This is a genomic window from Winogradskyella pacifica (assembly GCF_013403915.1).
Lineage (GTDB): Bacteria > Bacteroidota > Bacteroidia > Flavobacteriales > Flavobacteriaceae > Winogradskyella > Winogradskyella pacifica.
This window is the reverse complement of the sequence record NZ_JABFDI010000005.1, coordinates 57,443-77,262: the sequence shown is the minus strand read 5'-3', so window position 1 is coordinate 77,262 and position 19,820 is coordinate 57,443. Positions and strand designations below refer to the sequence as shown.

Sequence of the window (19,820 nt, the reverse complement as noted above, 5' to 3'; positions counted from 1 at the left end):
AATAAAATGGCAGTAAACAAAAACGCATTAATACGCTATAAAACCATTGATAAATGTCTTCAAAACCAGTTTAGACAATGGACGCTTAATGACTTAATTGAAGCGGTTTCGGATGCTTTATACGAATACGAAGGCAAAGCTGTTGATGTCAGCAAAAGAACTGTTCAGTTAGATTTACAAATGATGCGAAGCGACAAGCTGGGTTATAATGCACCCATTGTGGTTTATGATCGTAAGTTTTATAAATATGAGGATGCTGATTATAGCATTATTAATATTCCTGTAACCGATAAGGATATAACAGTGATGAATGAGGCGATTCAGTTACTGAGACAGTTTAAAGATTTTTCGTTATTTAAAGAAATGGATGGTGTTTTACAACGTTTGGAAGATTCGGTAAATTCATCACAGAAAGACAAACGTGCTATTATTCATTTAGATAAAAACGAACAGCTAAAAGGGCTTGAATTTATCGATGTTTTATACGATGCTATTCAAACTAAAAAGGTGATTGAAGTAACTTATCAATCTTTTAAAGCACGAAAAGCAAGTGTGATGATTGTACATCCACAATTACTAAAAGAATTTAATAACAGGTGGTTTTTATTAGCAAGTCAAAAAGGAAAATTTATCACTTTGGCTTTAGACAGAATGACTGAAATTGTATCGCTTGATGATGAAATTTATGAAGATTTCAAAATTGATGGTGACGTCTATTATAGAGATGTTGTTGGTGTTACCGTATCAAATTCTAGAGCTGAACGGATTCAATTTAAAATAGATCATAAAAACGCTCCTTATGTCATTACAAAACCTTTTCATCCGTCGCAGCGTATTATTGAAGAAAAAGAGGACGGTGTGATTTTCAATATTTTTGTGCAAATTAATTTTGAATTGGAACGTCTTATTTTAGGCTTTGGTGATACTATTGAAGTTTTAAAACCACTAAAATTGAGGAACAGAATGCTTAAAAAACTAAAAACTTCATTAAGAAATTATGAAGAGATTGAAAATTGAATTTCGGCATCTTTTTTTAACTCCAAATTATGCTCAATAAATATTGATTCAGATTTATAATCCGCTTCAATCAACCACGAACTTCCATTAAAATAAGACGTTTCCACAACAGCTTTTAAATCTGAGTCGTCTACAATTTGAATCTGATTAGCATACACAATTCCGTAGGGTTCTATGACATTAAATTCGCCAAAAAATGAAGCGATTAATGGTTGCTTAGGATTTTTATATAAATTTTGAGGTGTGTCTTTAGCTATGATTTCAGCCTCGCTAAGCACTATCATTTCGTCTGCAAAGCCAAGCACATCATTTCTGTCGTGAGTCGCAACAATACACGCTATATGTTTTGATTTTAAGTAATTAAAAACATTACGTCGCAAGCCTTGTTTTTGAAAATTATCAATATGACTAAACGGTTCGTCTAGTAATAAGATTTCGGGTTCTTTTGCTAATGCTCTAGCAATCGCTACACGTTGTTTTTGTCCGCCACTTAAGAATTTCACCTTGGTATTTGCAAAGGCTTCAAGTTCTACCACTTTTATTAATTCCTCAGTGCGTTTTTGTTTTTCTTCAGGGTAAAAGCGTGATAAGTGTTTACCTATATTTTCTTCAACTGTAATCACCGGCATTAAGTCGAATTCTTGGGTCACGTATTTCATAAAATCGTAACCCACAACCAAATTATATTTTGGACCAAGAATCTCTTCATCTTTCCAAAAAATCAGACCCTGTTTTAAATCGTACTCGCCGTATATAAGTTTTAATAGCGTGCTTTTACCAGAGCCACTTTCGCCAATAATAGCAAGGTTTTCTCCGGCTTCAACATTAAAATCAATAGCTTTTAAAACCTTAGTTTTAGAATACCCGAAAGTGACATTTTTTACTTGAAGCATATTACAAAAATACTACATCGTTAAAGAATTGTCATAAAAAAAACCGCTTGATTTCTCAAACGGCTTCAAACCATTTATAGTCTAAAATTATTTTTTTATAAACTTTCGTTTTATAATTTTCCCTTCAGATTCTAATCTTAAAAAGTAAATTCCACTAGTTAGATTTGAAACGTTAATAGTATTTGAATCTAGTTTTTGGCTAAGAATACGTTTCCCATTAATATCAAAAACTGTTGCGATTTTATTAATAACGTTTGCAGAAGTTTTGATTGTAAGTTCTGCTTCCACCGGATTAGGGTAAATAGAAACATCTACTAAAGTTTCATCTATAACGCTCAAGGCAGAACCTTCAACAATAGTATGTGCTGTATTTATAGCCGGATTTGAAATAAAATCTACAGTACCAGACGGCCAGTAAATAGTGATGCTATTAATACTTGTTGAATTACCAATTCCGAAATGTGTGTTTAACGAACTCATATACTCAAAACCTTCTCCACTCCTCACATCTCTTATTTGTGTGCCGTTAGATGTTTGTATTTCTACTCTAGCACCAATACCATTGATATTACTTATTGTTCCTACGGTATTTATCTTTATCCAGTTATTGGCATTTGTATTGTTTAAATAAATATTTCCATTCCGAAAAACATCTAAAAAGCCATCATTATTTACATCTCCGATAGCACCACTTGGGGGCATATTAGAGGAGTGATTAGTAAATGTGAAATCCCCGTTATTAAATAATATGTCTCCATTACTTAAAATATCTACGTAACCATCATTGTCAAAATCCGCCGGCGCATTTTCTATTCCCATTGTTGCCGATAGAACCCCAGAGCCAGCAGTTACATCTGTAAAAGTGCCATCTCCATTATTCTGCATCAACTTAGAATACCCGTCAGAAGTACTACTCGCCCCAACATAAACATCCATATCTCCATCGTTATCAAAATCTGCCCAAGCAGAAGACCATGTTTGTACTAAGTCTCCTAAATTAGAAGAATTATCGTGACCTACACTTGGATAATTTGTGTCGTACCAACCATTACTATCTGCAATATTTACAAAGACACCATTACCGTCATTTCTCCATAGTTCATTGATACTAATTGAAGACCCCCCTCTACACTTTGCAATAAATAAATCCATATCTCTATCATTATCAAAATCGATCCAAACAGTACCATAATTACCACCACCTGGCACTAAACCTATTCCATTTGGTAATACGGCACTTTGACCTTGATGGAATGTTAAATTTCCAGATCCGTCATTAATATAATAGACATTGGGATCTACATCATGACAAACAAAGGCATCTAAGTGACCATCGTTATTAATATCCACAAAATTAGAACGTTGAGAGAACACATACTCTGATCCTGATATTGGACTATAGCCTGTACCTGTATTATTGGCTTGTAAAAAAGTAACACGCGCACCACCTCCGTATAAAAGGTCATTATAGCCATTACGATCAAAATCACCTGCAGCCAAACTCCAATTTGGTCCACTAGTAACACCTGGCGTTGGTATATTTGTCATATTAAAACCACCAGAAGCCACTTGATAATGTATATTTAAACTATTAGTACTTACAGAAACAACATCGTCTAAAAAATCCCCATTTAAATCTACAAGTGCAATATCATATACACCTATTGTATTTATCGGGTTGGTAGTGAATGATACTGGATCTCCCGTATTATTTGTTCCAGTCGTAAAACTTACGGTTTCCCAATAACTATAACCATCAGCAACACAATTTGCTCTAATATAAATCCTATAAGCTGTTCCTGGCGAAAGGTTGGTAAAGCTATAATTAGTAATTGCCGATGTCGTACCAGATGTTGGCACTCCATCTGTAGCTAATTGAATTACTACTTCCCATGACGTTTCTGACCCACCAGCAGTCCAACTAGCCATAGCACTAACCGTATTGATATTGCTTAGAGAAATCGATGAAACATTTGGACAAGGCAACAATGCAGAAGAACTTATCGTAGGAGAATCAATACAAAAGCCCCATCCGAAAGAATCATTATCGTCATATAACATGCGGTACTTAAACCCTGTTAATTGCGTGTTTGAAAACCCAGAAATATCTAATAATTCGCTAGAATAGTTTGTAGAACTAGCATTGCAAAAATTGCCTTGAGTTGATGAATTAGGCAAAATTTCGGCCCCCCAATTAACCCACTGACTAGTACTATTATCCCAGTATTGTAAAAATAAAGATTGATCATTTTGATATATATTATAAACATATGCAAACTCCACTTTTATTTCAATTTCATTGGCATTAAAAGCGTTAGTTAAGTCTATAATAGGAGATTCAGCAGCAATGGTATTATCAGAAGCTCCTCCTGCTTCATCATCATTAAATGAAAATGATGCGCTCGTTGTTGTTGGATCTGCATCTAAATATGCTGCATCATAAGTGCCAGACAGCACCCACTGATTGTTAGGCCAATTCGCAAATTTGTTTAATTCCTGGCCATAACTGTGAGCGCAAAACAACGTTAGAACCAATGTAATAAGTAGTGTTTTTTTCATATCAATTTTATTAATTACAGTTTATGTTTAATGTGTTTATCCATTCTTCTATTAATTGAACACCTTCTTTATGCACAATTGTACGCGACAACAGTGGCATTCTGTTTGAAACTTCAGTAGAATTCACCCTAAAGTACAGGACAGAATTTCTAGCGTTTCCAGGCTCTACAATGTGACCAAGACCAAATCCTAGATCGGTTTCTGCATCTACACATACTCCCATATTTGTTGCGTCTTCTGTAGACAAATAATCTAGTCGCATTGGTCTATATGAGCAATGTGTACTTTCTGAATGGCAATGCGCACAATTTATTTCTAAATAACCTCTTACTCGTTGATTCAATGACGCATTAGAATCATTATAATCTGGGAGTTTTGCTATTGTTTCAGGAAGTGTATTTTCTAAATATCCTAAACTAACCCATTTTTCTAATTGATTAGACGCTCCATCATTGTAAATATAAGGTAAATTTAAATTTCTAACCTTAGGCCCAATAGGTTGCGCAATTTCGTTCACTTTATGGCAGGTGTGACACTCGGGACCTGATGGAATTCTATATTCTACAGATTTAGTTATGCCCTCTTGTTGCCATTGTAAATCTATATAACTTCCATTCATATCTAAAGCAGCTTCAGACTGCTCAGTATTCCATGCATAATTTGCAAAAACCCAACCTTCTTGTTTTTTAATTATAAGTCGTGTTTCTATAATTTGCGTTGTGTTTTCTGGTAGTACATTATCGTAGTAAAAATTCTTTATCAAAATTGTTCCAACAGGAAAATCTAAAAGTTCATTTTCATTTACAAACAACGCTTTATTATTATTTGGCATCCAAATAAAACGCTTCTTCTTTGCGTAATCACTAAACAAAGTGGAGTTTAAGGTATAAGGTATAACACCATTAGTCGGCTCTAAATTTTTTAAATCACCATCAAAAAATTGATAGTCGGACAGCGCTTGAAACGGCATATTCTCTAAATCATAAAGCACATTAGAGCTCGTTGTAATGGTAATTGATACTGTTTCTGTTTTGCAATCACCCGAGACACTACAAATAGTATATTCAAAATTATCTAAACCTACTTCATTTGGGTTTGCCGTATATTTTAAATGGTCATCACTCGGGTTATTGGGAGTATTATTACTATCAATTACAACCACATTACCTTTGGTGGGGTGGCTTAATGATAATTCCCCATTTGAAGGAATGTTGGAATCGTTTAGGAATATAAAAATTTCAATTTCTGAATTTTGTGCTATGGTTAAAGTATCAGGATGTGTTTCAATAGCCAAAGGGATTAAGCCATCATCATTGCCACATGAAAACAGAAATAAAGTTAGGAGAAAAAATAAAAAGTATTTTTTTTTCATTTGCAATAATTACACACTAATAACAAGACAGTTAAAGATTTAAAAGTCCTACAAAAAATATCAAATATTTAATATGTTCAAGTTCTTTTACTCCCTAAATTACAGTATGACACCTGAAGGCAACTCAACTAACTAGGTTAATAGGTTCTAATTACTAGCCCTTTACTTTTTCCTCTGTTTTAGTTGGTAATACTTCAAATCCCATATTATATAAGGTAAACCCAAAAATATCTGTATACTCTTCAATCGTTTTGCTTACAGGTGTCCCCGCTCCATGGCCAGCATCTGTTTCAATTCTAATAAGTGTTGGGTTAGTACCAGTTTGCTTACGTTGCAATTCTGCAGCAAATTTAAAACTATGTGCTGGTACCACGCGATCATCATGATCTCCTGTAGTAACTAATGTTGCTGGATATTTTACTCCTTCTTTTACATTATGAACAGGAGAATAGCCTTTTAAATACTCAAACATTTCCTTATTATCTTCAGCAGTTCCATAATCGTAAGCCCAACCAGCTCCAGCTGTAAACGTATGGTAACGTAACATGTCTAAAACACCAACAGCAGGCAAAGCCACTTTCATTAAATCTGGACGTTGTGTCATTGTTGCTCCAACTAACAAACCTCCATTAGAGCCACCTCTTACGGCTAAGAAATCTGATGAGGTATACTTTTCTGATATAAGGTATTCTGCTGCCGCAATAAAATCATCAAAAACGTTTTGTTTTTTAAGCTGTGTCCCTGCATCGTGCCATGCTTTTCCATATTCACCACCACCTCTAAGGTTTGGTACTGCATAGACACCTCCTTGCTCCATCCAAACCGCATTTGCGATACTAAAACTTGGAGTTAAGCTGATATTAAATCCACCGTAGCCATAAAGAATCGTTGGATTTTTACCATTGAGCTTTATACCTTTTTTGTGCGTAATAATCATGGGTACTTTTGTACCATCCTTAGACTTGTAAAACACCTGTTTGCTTTCGTAGTCTTCTGGATTGAAATCAATACTCGGCTTTCTATATAATTCTGAAGTCCCGTTTTCTATATTGTATTTATAAATACTTCCTGGCGTTACATAATTAGCGAATGAATAATATAGCTCTGTTTCGTCCTTCTTTGCACCAAAACCAGCAACCGTACCTATTCCTGGTAATTCAACCTCTCTTATTAGTTTTCCGTTATAATCGTACTGCGATACTTTTGAAACCGCATCTACCATATAGTTGGCAAAAAAGTAACCTCCAGCAGTTGAAGGGCTTAAAACATTTTCTGTTTCAGGAATAAAATCCACCCAATTTTCTGGAGTTGGATTTGAAGCATCTACGGTTATAATTTTTTGATTTGGAGCATCCAAATTGGTCATAATGTAAAGCTTTGAACCTACATTTTCGATAATGTGAGAATCACTATTTGTGTGATCTAAAATAGTTACAAGTTTACTATTTGGTTGTGATAAATCTTTGATAAACAACTTATTTCCAGAAGTTGAAACACTTGCGACAATAACTAAGTACTTATCATCTTCCGTAACACCACCACCAATATATCGGTGCTTTTCTTCAGGGGTACTACCAAAGACTAATCTATCTTCGGATTGTTTTGTTCCTAATTTGTGATAATACACTTTATGCTGATCCGTTTTAGCAGATAACTCGCTTCCTTTTGGCTTATCGTAACTAGAGTAATAGAAACCTTCATTTTTATACCAAGACATACCGCTGAATTTTATATCAACCAATGTGTCTTCAATAATCTCATTAGTTTCAGCATTTAATACCAAAACTTTTCGCCAGTCACTTCCACCTTCAGAAATCGCATAAGCTAATGTCTTTCCGTTTTTAGAAAAGCTCATACCTCCTAACGAAATTGTTCCGTCTTCTTTAAACGTATTTGGATCTAAGAAAACCTCAGCTGTTTTAGGATCCCCTCCTGTTTTGTATCTATAAATTACGGATTGGTTTTGCAAACCATCATTTTTAGAGAAATACGTATAATCTCCTTCTACAAATGGTGCACCGATTTTTTCGTAGTTCCAAAGTTTTGTAAGACGTTCTTTTAATTCTTCGCGATAAGGAATCTGCTCTAAATAACCAAAAGTAACGTCGTTTTGATTCTTAACCCAAGCTTCAGTTTCTTTACTTCTATCGTCCTCTAACCATCGGTAGGGATCTGCTACAGACTCACCAAAATAAGTATCTACAGTATCTATTTTATTCGTTTCAGGGTAATCTATCGTAGTCATTTTCACAGTTTCGCTTTCATTTTTACAAGACCCAAAAATTGTTAGCACTAAAGCAGAAAGAAGTATTTTTTTCATAACTAGATTTTTTTTAATAAGGACTCCACTTCAAATGTAAGGTTTTAGTTGCTTGTTAATAACAAACCACTAAGAGTAAATTTGGAATGACAATATATGCAGAATTTCAACTAATTACACAAATAATCGGTTGAAATCCTTGAATGTACGCTATTTTAAAATAATCTAATCTGCTTTAAAAGAAACTATACTAAAGCATTTTTAATAAGATATTCTGCTATCTGAACGGTGTTTGTCGCCGCTCCTTTTCTAAGATTATCACTAACCACCCACAAATTTAAAGTGTTAGGTTGAGAGCCATCTCGTCTAATACGACCAACAAAAACATCATCCTTACCATTAGCATACATAGGCATAGGATATACGTTAACATCTAAATTGTCTTGTATTGTAATGCCATCTGTATCGTTAAGTAATTGTCTTACCTCACTAACATCAAAATCATTATGAAACTCTACATTGATTGCTTCACTATGACCACCAGCGGTAGGAATTCTAACTGCAGTTGCTGTTACTGCAATCGATTTATCATTAAGAATCTTTTGAGTTTCATTTACCAATTTCATCTCCTCTTTGGTATAACCATTCTCCTCAAAAACATCACAATGTGGAATTGCATTTTTATGAATTGGATACGGATATGCCATTTCACCTTTTATACCTGCAATTTCATTTTCCATTTGCTCAACAGCTTTTACACCTGTACCAGATACAGATTGATATGTTGAAACAACAATACGTTTAATTTTATACTTCTTATGAAGTGGTGCTAATGCCATTACCATTTGAATCGTAGAACAGTTAGGATTAGCTATAATTTTATCTGTTTTTTCTAACTCACCAGCATTAATTTCTGGAACTACCAATTTTTTTGATAAGTCCATTCTCCATGCTGAAGAATTATCAATGACTGTTGTACCAACTTCTGCGAATTTTGGTGCCCATTCTAAAGACGTGTTACCACCTGCTGAAAATAACGCAATATCTGGACGTTTTTCGATAGCAGTAGGAATACTAATCACTTCAATATCCTTACCCTTAAATTTTAATTTACTACCTACAGAACGTTCTGAAGCTACTAGTAATAACTCATCTAAAGGAAAATTACGTTCCTCTAATACTTTAAGCATTACGTTACCAACCATGCCTGTTGCACCTACAATTGCTACTTTCATAAAACATATTTTTAGAACTCTCAAAATTATAATATTTCTTTAAGTAAAGCCTTCAATTAGTCTTAAAATTCTAATAAAAATAAAGGGTATAAATTATTGATTTTGTAATTACAAAAAGAAACCCAGACTGTTACAGTCTGGGTTTAGTTAAAAATAGTAGTGTAGCGATGACGCTATACGTGATTTATTTTTTTAATGAATCTCTGATTTCGATTAATAACTCAACTTCAGATGGTCCTGCAGGCGCAGCTGGTGCAGGCTCTTCTTTCTTTTTCATATTATTAACACCTTTTACCACAAGGAACATTACAAATGCTACAATGATAAAATCTATTACATTAGTTAAAAATGTACCGTATTCTAAGAAAACATCACCAACCATTTCGCCAGCATCATTTAACGTTCCCTCTTTTAACTGGTATCTCAACGCTTTAAAGTCTGAGTCGAAAATCATCCCAATTAATGGAGATACAATACCTCCTGTAAATGCGGTAACTACTTCTTTAAAAGCGGCACCCATTACAAAACCAACAGCAATGTCTATAAGGTTGCCCTTCATTGCAAATTCTTTAAATTCTTTTAACATAGTCTCGTGTTTTTAATAGTTAGTTATTAAGTTAATCAGACACAAGGTAATTAAAAAAGTCACATTTTAAAAAAACCAATAGCTTATGAACGCTTAAAAACGCGATTAACACGTTGCGATATTGCGGTTAGAATTTCGTAAGAAATTGTATGTGCAGATTCAGCTAAGTTACTTGCTGTATAAGTAGAATCGAAAACAATAACCTCATCTCCTTCTTTACAATTGATATCTGTAACGTTTACCATTATCATATCCATACAGACATTACCAATTATTGGTGCCTTTTCCCCATTGATCATTACATAACCATTTCCATTTCCATAAATACGGTTAATACCATCAGCATGCCCAATTGGTATGGTTGCTGTTCTTTCCAATCCTTTAGAAATGTAAGCTCTGTTGTAACCTACGGTTTCTCCTTTTTCAATCTCGTGAATTTGAGAAATCACAGATTTTAAACTTGCTATAGGTTTGAGGTTTTTATCTTCCTCATCAGAATTTCCAAATCCATAAAGTCCAATACCACTGCGCACCATATTAAAATGCGCTTCAGGATAGTTGAGAATACCAGAAGTGTTACACATATGTAACCAAGGTCTATCACCTATGCCTTCTTCAAAATTTTCTGCGATTGTTTTAAACCGTTCAATTTGAAGATTGGAAAACTCTAATTCGTTGGGATCTTCACTAGCCACTAAATGTGAAAACAGAGATTTCACTTTAACTGATGACGTGTTTTTAAGCGAAGTAACAATGGTTTCAATATCGTTATTTTTAAAACCGAGTCTATTTAATCCTGTATTAAATTTTATATGAACCGGATAATTTTTTTGAGATTGCGCTTCAGCAGTTTTAATAAATTCACTTAAAACATGCGCACTATAAATGCTAGGCTCTAAACATCTATCGATAAGTATATTTGCATTTACAGACTGTGGATGAAGTACAATAATGGGAGTTGTAATTCCTGCATCTCTTAAAACTACTCCTTCTTGCGTGTAAGCAACAGCAAAATAATCTACGTTTAATTTCTGAAGATGTTTTGCAATTTCTACAGAATCGCTACCATAAGCGAAGGCTTTCACTACGGCTAAAAATTTTGTTTCCGGCTGAAGTTTCGACTTTAAATAATTGAAATTATGCGTTAGCGCACTTAAATCAATTTCGAGAATAGTTTCTAGAGCGTTAGACATTACGATTTTCGTCTTTAGAATCTATTTCCTCTGCATCATTCACATTCATTTGTCTTACTTTATCTCTTTGCATACTTTTATAATAAGCAGCTCTACTTAAAGGTTCGTATTCGTCAACTTCTCCAAGTAAAACCAAATCATTACTCAATGCTTTTCTATAACTGTATTGTGCTAAATTTCCGGTTTTTGTACAAACGGCATGCACTTTAGTAACATACTCTGCTGTCGCCATAAGATTTGGCATAGGCCCAAAAGGATTGCCTTTAAAGTCCATATCTAATCCTGCAACAATAACACGCACACCTTTGTTGGCCAAATCATTACAAACGCGAACAATCTCATCATCAAAAAATTGGGCTTCATCAATACCAACAACATCACAGCCATCTGCTAAAATTGGGATATTGGCAGCTGCAGGCACTGGCGTAGAACGGATTTCATTCGCATCATGAGAAACAACCATCTCTTCATCGTAACGAACATCTACAGCAGGCTTAAAAATTTCAACTCTTTGTTTTGCAAATTGGGCACGTTTTAATCGGCGAATTAATTCTTCCGTTTTACCGGAAAACATAGATCCGCAGATGACTTCAATCCACCCAAATTGTTCTTTCTGATTTACTGTATTTTCGAGAAACATTTTGTAATTTTAGCACTAAATCAAAGTTGATCTTCGATTTTATAAAGGTGAGACAAATTTATTAAAAAATCAAAAGCAAAACTTACGAAAAGAGCATAAAGAAATTATATTCTTATTTTATAAGACATTCAAAATAATTTCGAAAACTCAAAAGCCTTAAAGTGCTTCAATATAAAAATTTAGAACTATGAAAAAGAAATTAGAATCAGAATTAGTTAGTATTGCCCATAGGATTCTAAAATTAACAGGCAGAGAAGACATTAATAAACTTCATGAAGAAGTCGCTGTACTCTATGAAAAACTAACTGTTTTAAAATTTGCGCAAGAAAATTTTGAAGACAGAATTCCTAAAATTGGTCACGACTCATCGTTTTTTGACATGCTAGATACTGCATTCAATAATAAATATAGTGACAACATAGAGATTGAAGATAAAACTTACGTTCATTTAGATGAAACTGAAGATGATGGTATAATGGAACCTGTAATGTCTAAAATTAAAGACTTAGTATCACATATGCCTGATGAAGACGTTGAAGAAAAACATGTAATAGAAAAAACAACTACATTAGAAAAAGTCTTACCTAAAGAAACTAACGTAGAACAATCTTCTATTGATTTTGAAGATATCACCTCTGGTTTTGATGAAATGCCAGAATTTGAACCTATAGAAGTTGCTCAAAAACGTGACGTAGAAATTGCAAATAAATCTTTAAATGATAAGTTAAAAAGTCAAAATCTAAAAATAGGACTAAACGATAAATTAGCTTTTATTAAACATTTATTTGAAGGAGAAAATGAAGATTATGATCGTGTTATTTCTCAAATTAACACCATTGGATCTTTGCCTGAAGCTAAATCATTAATTTTAGAAATGGTAAAACCTGATTATAACAATTGGGTCGGGAAAGAAGACTATGAAGAACGCTTTCTTCAATTAATCGAAAGGAAATTTAATTAATGAGAGTCAAACAAATTATTTATTGGTTCTGTACCATTGTGTTGTGCCTAATTTTTCTGTATTCAGCACAGATGTATCTGTTAAATACCGAAATGATTAAGGGCTATTTTGAAGGTCTTAATTACCCTAGCTATTTTGTAATACCACTCGCTATTTTAAAACTTCTTGGTATTGCCATGGTATTATGGAGAAAAAGTAAATGGCTAACAGAATGGGCTTATGCAGGTTTTTTCTTTGATTTAGTTTTAGCAACCGCAGCCCATCATTATGCTGGTCATGGTATTTTTGGCTTTTCTTTTTACGGATTAATAGTTCTTTTTCCGTCCTATTTTTTAGGTAAATATTTAAGAGACTAGATAATAATTTTAAAATATTCTCATTTTTTCGAGAAATAAATATGGGTAAACTTTACTTAGTACCAACACCAATTGGAAATTTAAAAGACATTACGTTTAGAGCTGTCGACGTTTTAAAGGAAGTTGATTTAATTTTAGCTGAAGATACCAGAACATCTGGAAAACTTTTAAAGCATTTTGAGATCACCACGCAAATGCAAAGTCACCATATGCACAACGAGCACAAAACGGTGAACCATTTAATCGAAAAATTAAAAGCAGGAATGACTATCGCTGTCATTAGTGATGCAGGAACTCCTGCAATTTCAGATCCTGGTTTTCTATTGGTACGAGCTTGTGTAGAACATGGCATTGAAGTCGATTGTTTACCTGGTGCTACTGCTTTTGTTCCTGCTTTAGTAAATAGTGGTTTGCCAAATGATAAATTTGTGTTTGAAGGCTTTTTGCCTGTAAAAAAAGGACGACAAACACGATTATTACTCTTAGCCGAAGAAACTAGAACTATCATTTTTTATGAAAGTCCACATAAGCTTATAAAAACACTCGGCCATTTCTGTGAATATTTTGGAGAAGATAGACTAATCTCTGTATCGAGAGAAATAACAAAATTGTACGAAGAAACTATTAGAGGAACAGCAAAAGAAGTTTTAGATCATTACACCAACAAACCACCAAAAGGCGAAATTGTAATTGTCGTAGACGGAAAACAGAAATAGCCTTATGATTTTAAAAGATTTTTTAGAGACACTTAAATCTACTCCTAAACAGATTGAATTTTCTGAAACCATGAACATCATAGAAGCCCATTACGAGTTTACTCCAACAGCTTTTAAAAATGGAACATTAAACAATGATAAAGATGAAAACTCAGGCTCTTGTAAACTATTCGCTTTTGCTGTAGATCAAAATTTAACAACAGAAGAAACCTTAGCTTGTTTTGGTAACTATTATTTTGAAGATGTTTTAATACATCCGGACGGAACAGGACATCAAAACATCCGAAATTTTGTTAAAACAGGCTTTGAAGGTCTCTACTTTGAAACCTTTCCGTTAAAGAAAAAATAAAAGCACGTTTCGTAATTGGGTTAACCTTTACAGCGACAGCATCAGTCATTATCATTTTCTTTCCTTAATTTTCTAATTCAAACTTAAATTATGGAGACTAAACATTATAATGTATTTGTTATTGGTAGCGGTATTGCAGGCCAAACAGCGGCAAAAGCTTGTATCGCAGCAGGATTAACAGTGGCTATTTCAGATAAACGTGAATATGGAGGCACCTGTTCAACACGAGGTTGCGATCCAAAAAAAATACTAATCCAATTTGCAGATTTAGTGCAACACTCCAATCAACTCAAAGGTTTTGGAATTAAAAAGTCACCTAAAATTAAATGGAAAGCTGTTCAGAAATTTAAAACGTCTTTCACTAAACCTGTACCATCTTCAACAGAAAATGACTTAATGGATTTAGGCATTGATTTATATCATCAATCCCCAAAATTTATCAGTAAAAATGAAATTACAATTGAAGGGAAAACCATTTCTGCAGATAAATTTGTAATCGCAACAGGTTATGTCCCAAGAACTTTAAAACTTGAAGGTTCGGACTTATTAAAGACCAGTGATGACATTCTTAATTTGAAAAAAATTCCGAAATCAGCCATATTTATTGGTTCGGGTTATGTTGGAATGGAGTTTTGTTATGTGCTTTCAACGTTGGGATGTGACGTTACTATGATTGAAGTTGGAGATAGTCCGTTAACACAATTTGATTCGTTTTTGGTTGATAAGTTAACCAAGGTTTTAGAAAAAAATGGGGTTAAGTTCATGTTTAACACAACACCGATCTCCATAGAAAAATTGAAGAAAAACTTAAAACTGACGTATGAAAAAGGCGGTAAAACAAAATCAATAAAAGCCAGAAAGATATTTAATACTGCAGGTCGTGTGCCAGCAGTAGAAAAATTAGATTTAGAAAATGCTGGTATAAAAGCTGATGAATCTGGGGTTTTGGTTAATGATTTTATGCAAAGTACGAGCAACGTAAATGTGTACGCTTGTGGAGACGTTTCGAGTAAATCTTTACCGTTAACACCCTTATCAGGATTACAAGGTTATATTGCAGGCCATAACATTATAAATGGTAATGCTAAGGCGTTTGAAAACCCATTAGTACCTTCCGTTGTTTTTACCAAACCGCAATTGGCCAGTGTAGGTTATTCTGAAGAAGAAGCTAAAAGCAGATACAAAAATGTAATCGTTTATAAAGGAGATACTTCTGATTGGTACAGTTCTAAAAAAGAAAATGCCGATGCTTACGCTTATAAAATTATTGTTAATGAGCGTACTCAAAAAATTGTGGGCGCCAATTTATTAAGTTCTCAAGCGAATGAAACGATTAATATCTTGACTCTAGCCATGAATGAAGGTTTAACAATTCGTGATTTTAAAAAGCAGATATTTACATATCCATCTTATACTAATGATCTAAAGAGTATGCTGAAGGATGAGGATTAAAAAATGAAAGAATTACTTCATAATATAAGTCAATGCACCATTTGTAAAACGCATTTACCTTTAGGACCAAGACCTGTAGCAACTGCAAACCTAAAATCTAAAATTGTAATTATTGGTCAGGCGCCAGGAACAAAAGTGCATCAATCTGGAATTCCGTGGGACGACCAAAGCGGAAAAAGACTCAGACAGTGGCTCAACGTAACTAACGAACAATTTTATAACACCGAAAATTTTGCGATTATACCAATGGGATTTTGTTATCCTGGAAAAGCAAAAACTGGCGATTTACCTCCAAGACCAGAATGTGCACCACAATGGCATCAGCAATTATTATATAAAATGCCGAATGTTAAGTTGATTATTTTAATTGGAGCTTACGCGCAGAAATATTATTTAAAAGAGAACGCTAAACGAACCTTGACAGAAACTGTTGGTGAATACAAGTCTTATTTACCAACCTATTTTCCAATTCCACATCCATCACCAACTAATCGGTTTTGGAGAAGTAAGAATCCTTGGTTTGAGGAATTGGTGGTGCCTGAACTAGAGAAACAAGTAAAGAACATACTCAAGGAATAGATGGAGCTAAAACCTAATTAAAATATGCAGCGTATTTCATACCTTCTTCAGGATTAGCCTTAACATTCACGCGTTTTACTTCTTTTCCGTTGTCATCTAATTCTATAATATACATCGTGTCATTTTCTTCTTCTCTTTGTAAATAAATTTTAGTACTTCCATCTTCATTATAAAATTTTATAGTTTCATAGCTATCGTAATTAGAGGATACCATTTCAGAATAAACTTTTCCTTTAACAATTCTTTGAGTTATTGTCCTACCATCTTTTATAAAACGTTGCGATACAATATTTCCTAATACATCAAAATGTTGTGTTTCTATAGATTTACCATCTTCAATTTTAGATTCTGATAACACTTTTCCACTATTAAAATACGTGTATTTACTCCCTACTAATATGTCATTATTATAAGTGCTTTTGCTGTTTAAAACACCATTAGGATAATACATTAGTTCATCACCATGTCTTTTCCCTTTAGAATATTTGGTATGAGAAAACATCTCACCGTTGGGATGAAACACAATATAATCGCCATTTAACAACCCACCATCAAACTCAAATTCCTCCCATTTAGCCATTTTATTTCCGACAACATAGTAGCCATCCATAAATTTCTTAGTCTTGTTAAGCCTATAATAATCTAGTCCATTATAATTATTAATAGTGTAAGCATGCCTTTCTATAAAAGTAAAAGAATCATCATTCTTATCCTTTTCAGAAGATTTACATCCAAATAATAACAAAACATTTATTAAGATTAGAAACGTGAATTTTGATAACTTCATAAAAAAAATTTTAATTAATACTGAGAACCATCATGCTTACCAACCTCATAACCATGTTTCCCTAAATACTTATTTCCACTTTCCACAGCTCCTTCTTCGATATTAGTGCCCATAGAATCATTCCAACGGTTTAAGTATCCAAAAAGAGAAATGACGCCTAACATTTCTACAATTTCTCCTTCATCCCAATGTTGATACAAGCGTTCTTTTATCTCCGCGTCAACCGCATTTGGCACTTGTGAAGCTGCTAAACTAAAGTCGAGAGCTGCACGTTCTGCATCAGAAAAAGCAGCATGCGTTCTGTATTCCCAAATATTATCTAATTGTTCTTGTTCTGCTCCATAGCGTTCTGCTGCTCTAATGGCGTGTGCTTGGCAATAACGACAACCTGTAGCATTACTACTCACCCAAGCAATCATACGTTTTAAAGCTGAGGTTACTTTGCCCTCATTGGCCATAACCGCTTTATTTAAATTGATGAACGCTTTGCTTATTGCTGGTCTGCGTTGCATGGTTAGAACCGAATTTGGACAAAATCCAAGCGTTTCATTAAAGAATTCTGCTAATGCCTTGGTTTCTAAATCATGGTCCGCAGACAATGGTGTTACTAATGCCATAGTTATTTTTTTAGTAGTATTTTTGAGCTAACAAGATAGTACTTATAACTTTTAAACTTAAAAAATGACAAATAAAATCACAACTCAATGGAAAGAGGGATTAACTTTTGAATCTGATAATCCAAGCGGAAAAACCGTAATAATGGACACCAACGTTGAAGGTACAGACAAACGCAATGGCTTATCACCAAAAGCCATGATGTTATCTTCTCTAGCTGGTTGTTCTGGTCTAGATGTTATTTCTACGTTAGATAAAATGAAAGTAGAAATAGATGATTTTAAAATGGATGTTACAGGGGAATTAACCGATGAGCACCCAAAATATTATCATTCTGTGGTAGTAGATTATCATTTTTATGGTGCGGATTTAAATCAAAAAAAATGCGAACGTGCTGTAAATTTATCGGTTGATAAATATTGTGGTGTAATGGAAATGTTTCGTCGTTTTGCAACTGTTGAAACTAATATTTATTTTCACGAAAGCACAAAGTAATAATCGCGATATAAGACATTATGCGTTGGACATTAAAACCAAGACCAGAAGCCACTCAAGTGGCATTAATGAAGAAAGCACTTCAAGTCGATGATATTGTTGCCACATTATTGTTGCAACGTGGCATTGACACTTATGATGCTGCTAAAACGTTTTTTAGACCTAGTTTTAAAGAACTTCACGATCCATACCTCATGAAAGATATGGATAAAGCGGTTGCGAGAATCGAAAAAGCGATTGAGCGAGGTGAAAACATTATGGTTTATGGCGATTATGATGTGGATGGTACAACCTCCGTAGCTTTAATGTCATCCTATTTAAAAACAAGAACCGATTCTGTTGCCACATACATTCCAGATCGTTATGATGAAGGTTATGGTGTGTCTTATAAAGGTATTGACTTTGCAGACGATAATGATATTTCATTAATTATTGCGCTCGATTGTGGTATAAAAGCCATTGATAAAGTCGCTTACGCTAAAGAAAAAGGCGTCGATTTTATAATCTGCGATCACCACAGACCTGGATCTAAAATTCCAGATGCGGTTGCGGTTTTAGATCCTAAACGCGACGATTGTGATTATCCGTTTAAAGAACTTTGTGGTTGTGGTGTGGGCTTTAAATTAATTACTGCTTTAGCATCCAACCAAGGGCAAACCGCAGAAGATTTAACAGAATACCTCGATTTAGTAGCGACTGCCATTGGTGCAGATATTGTACCCATTGTAGATGAAAATAGAGCCTTGGCTTATATGGGTTTAAACATTATAAATACCAACCCAAGACCTGGAATGAAAGCCATTATTGCTGAGGTTAAAAAGGACGTTCTTACCATAACAGATGTCGTTTTTATTATCGCACCTCGAATTAATGCCGCCGGAAGAATGAAACACGGTAACCACGCCGTAACGCTTTTAACAGAAACCGATTTTAACCTTGCTGCAAAATATGCCGTAGATATTGATGAGTTTAATACAGACCGTCGTGAAACCGATAAACGTATCACAGAAGAAGCTTTAGTTCAAATTGAAGAGAATAACGAGCAAGAAGGATTTACCACTGTTGTTTATGACGAATCATGGCACAAGGGAGTGATTGGTATTGTAGCATCACGTTTAATAGAAACCTATTACAGACCCACGCTTGTTTTTACAAAAAGTGGTGATAAATTAGCAGCATCTGCACGTTCTGTAAAAGGTTTTGATGTGTATAATGCATTGGAAGCTTGTTCAGAACATATTGAACAATTTGGAGGTCATAAATATGCCGCAGGCTTAACTTTAGATCCTAAAAATTACGAAGCCTTTAAAGCCAAATTTGAAAGTGTGGTTAAGGAAACCATTGATCCCAAACTTTTAACACGAGAACTTAAAATAGATTTAGACATAGAATTAGGAGTAATCAATGATAAGTTAATGCGAATTCTAAAACAATTTGCGCCATTCGGCCCTGGGAATATGTCACCAACATTTATGTCTCAAAACCTAAAAGACACAGGTTACGGTAAATGTGTAGGTGAAGATGATAAGCATTTACGTATTACTGTGACGCAATCCTTCAATGATAAAATCGTTTGTATTGGTTTTGGCTTAGGCGATAAAATAGATATTATTAAAAGCAAAAGACCATTTAGTGCTGCCTACGCTATTGATGAAAATCATTGGAATGGCAACGTTAGTTTACAGTTGAAATTGAAGGACATAAAAGAATGATAAATCCTGCAAGGTTTCAAAAACCTTGTAGGTATAAAATATA

The 19,820-nt window shown here is 34.1% G+C and carries 19 protein-coding genes; 9 read left to right on the top strand and 10 right to left on the bottom strand.

Going from position 1 to position 19,820, the window contains the following annotated elements:
- Positions 1–6: 6 nt before the first annotated feature.
- Positions 7–1,017 (top strand): helix-turn-helix transcriptional regulator, encoded by a 1,011-nt coding sequence (locus HM984_RS06220; RefSeq protein WP_179348540.1) that lies wholly within the window; start codon positions 7–9, stop codon positions 1,015–1,017.
- On the opposite strand, the gene HM984_RS06215 is transcribed toward HM984_RS06220, so the two are convergent.
- From HM984_RS06215 to HM984_RS06180, 8 genes are all read right to left on the bottom strand, one after another.
- Complete coding sequence (locus HM984_RS06215; protein ID WP_179348539.1) at positions 996–1,910, bottom strand: ABC transporter ATP-binding protein; 915 nt, start codon at positions 1,908–1,910, stop codon at positions 996–998. The two genes, HM984_RS06220 and HM984_RS06215, sit on opposite strands and share 22 nt — an antisense overlap.
- Positions 1,911–1,997: 87 nt before the next feature.
- Positions 1,998–4,469: an FG-GAP-like repeat-containing protein gene (locus HM984_RS06210; RefSeq protein WP_179348538.1), complete on the bottom strand. Its 2,472-nt coding sequence runs from the start codon at positions 4,467–4,469 to the stop codon at positions 1,998–2,000.
- 10 nt (positions 4,470–4,479) lie between these two features.
- Positions 4,480–5,841, bottom strand: coding sequence for an Ig-like domain-containing protein (locus HM984_RS06205; RefSeq protein WP_179348537.1), 1,362 nt, complete (start codon positions 5,839–5,841; stop codon positions 4,480–4,482).
- Between the two features lie 154 nt (positions 5,842–5,995).
- On the bottom strand, positions 5,996–8,161 hold the full coding sequence (locus HM984_RS06200; RefSeq protein WP_179348536.1) for a prolyl oligopeptidase family serine peptidase: 2,166 nt from the start codon (positions 8,159–8,161) through the stop codon (positions 5,996–5,998).
- Between the two features lie 185 nt (positions 8,162–8,346).
- Positions 8,347–9,336 carry an aspartate-semialdehyde dehydrogenase gene (locus HM984_RS06195; protein WP_179348535.1) on the bottom strand — a complete coding sequence of 330 codons (990 nt, stop codon included), beginning with the start codon at positions 9,334–9,336 and terminating at the stop codon, positions 8,347–8,349.
- A 184-nt stretch (positions 9,337–9,520) separates the two neighbouring features.
- Positions 9,521–9,922: a large conductance mechanosensitive channel protein MscL gene (gene mscL, locus HM984_RS06190; RefSeq protein ID WP_115808320.1), complete on the bottom strand. Its 402-nt coding sequence runs from the start codon at positions 9,920–9,922 to the stop codon at positions 9,521–9,523.
- Between the two features lie 83 nt (positions 9,923–10,005).
- Positions 10,006–11,115 (bottom strand): alanine racemase, encoded by a 1,110-nt coding sequence (gene alr / locus HM984_RS06185; RefSeq protein WP_179348534.1) that lies wholly within the window; start codon positions 11,113–11,115, stop codon positions 10,006–10,008.
- A complete protein-coding gene (locus tag HM984_RS06180) occupies positions 11,108–11,755 on the bottom strand; it encodes a thymidine kinase (protein WP_115808322.1) in 648 nt (215 codons plus the stop codon). The genes alr and HM984_RS06180 overlap by 8 nt, the downstream gene beginning before the upstream one ends.
- Before the next feature lie 187 nt (positions 11,756–11,942).
- On the opposite strand from HM984_RS06180, the gene HM984_RS06175 reads away from it, so the two are divergent.
- The 6 genes from HM984_RS06175 to HM984_RS06150 all read left to right on the top strand — a co-directional run bounded on the left by HM984_RS06175 (position 11,943) and on the right by HM984_RS06150 (position 16,168).
- Entirely contained in the window at positions 11,943–12,716 is a 774-nt protein-coding gene (locus HM984_RS06175; protein ID WP_179348533.1) for a DUF8457 domain-containing protein, read from the top strand.
- A complete protein-coding gene (locus HM984_RS06170) occupies positions 12,716–13,072 on the top strand; it encodes a DoxX family protein (RefSeq protein WP_115808324.1) in 357 nt (118 codons plus the stop codon). Before HM984_RS06175 ends, HM984_RS06170 begins: the two co-directional genes overlap by 1 nt.
- 41 nt (positions 13,073–13,113) lie before the next feature.
- Complete coding sequence (gene rsmI, locus HM984_RS06165; RefSeq protein WP_179348532.1) at positions 13,114–13,788, top strand: 16S rRNA (cytidine(1402)-2'-O)-methyltransferase; 675 nt, start codon at positions 13,114–13,116, stop codon at positions 13,786–13,788.
- 4 nt (positions 13,789–13,792) lie between these two features.
- Positions 13,793–14,137, top strand: a complete 345-nt coding sequence (locus HM984_RS06160) for a HopJ type III effector protein (RefSeq protein ID WP_115808326.1) — start codon at positions 13,793–13,795, stop codon at positions 14,135–14,137.
- A 90-nt stretch (positions 14,138–14,227) separates the two neighbouring features.
- Complete coding sequence (locus HM984_RS06155) at positions 14,228–15,589, top strand: dihydrolipoyl dehydrogenase family protein (protein ID WP_179348531.1); 1,362 nt, start codon at positions 14,228–14,230, stop codon at positions 15,587–15,589.
- A 3-nt stretch (positions 15,590–15,592) separates the two neighbouring features.
- Positions 15,593–16,168, top strand: a complete 576-nt coding sequence (locus tag HM984_RS06150; protein WP_179348530.1) for a uracil-DNA glycosylase family protein — start codon at positions 15,593–15,595, stop codon at positions 16,166–16,168.
- 13 nt (positions 16,169–16,181) lie between these two features.
- Here the strand turns inward: HM984_RS06150 and HM984_RS06145 are convergent, their stop codons facing one another.
- Together HM984_RS06145 and HM984_RS06140 are read right to left on the bottom strand one after the other, a co-directional pair.
- Positions 16,182–16,955, bottom strand: a complete 774-nt coding sequence (locus HM984_RS06145) for a toxin-antitoxin system YwqK family antitoxin (RefSeq protein WP_179348529.1) — start codon at positions 16,953–16,955, stop codon at positions 16,182–16,184.
- A gap of 14 nt (positions 16,956–16,969) precedes the next feature.
- Positions 16,970–17,572, bottom strand: a complete 603-nt coding sequence (locus tag HM984_RS06140; protein ID WP_179348528.1) for a carboxymuconolactone decarboxylase family protein — start codon at positions 17,570–17,572, stop codon at positions 16,970–16,972.
- A gap of 64 nt (positions 17,573–17,636) precedes the next feature.
- Here HM984_RS06140 and HM984_RS06135 point away from each other — a divergent pair, with 64 nt between their 5' ends.
- Together HM984_RS06135 and recJ are read left to right on the top strand one after the other, a co-directional pair.
- On the top strand, positions 17,637–18,065 hold the full coding sequence (locus tag HM984_RS06135) for an OsmC family protein (RefSeq protein ID WP_179348527.1): 429 nt from the start codon (positions 17,637–17,639) through the stop codon (positions 18,063–18,065).
- A 20-nt stretch (positions 18,066–18,085) separates the two neighbouring features.
- Positions 18,086–19,777, top strand: a complete 1,692-nt coding sequence (recJ, locus tag HM984_RS06130) for a single-stranded-DNA-specific exonuclease RecJ (RefSeq protein ID WP_179348526.1) — start codon at positions 18,086–18,088, stop codon at positions 19,775–19,777.
- Positions 19,778–19,820: the final 43 nt, after the last annotated feature.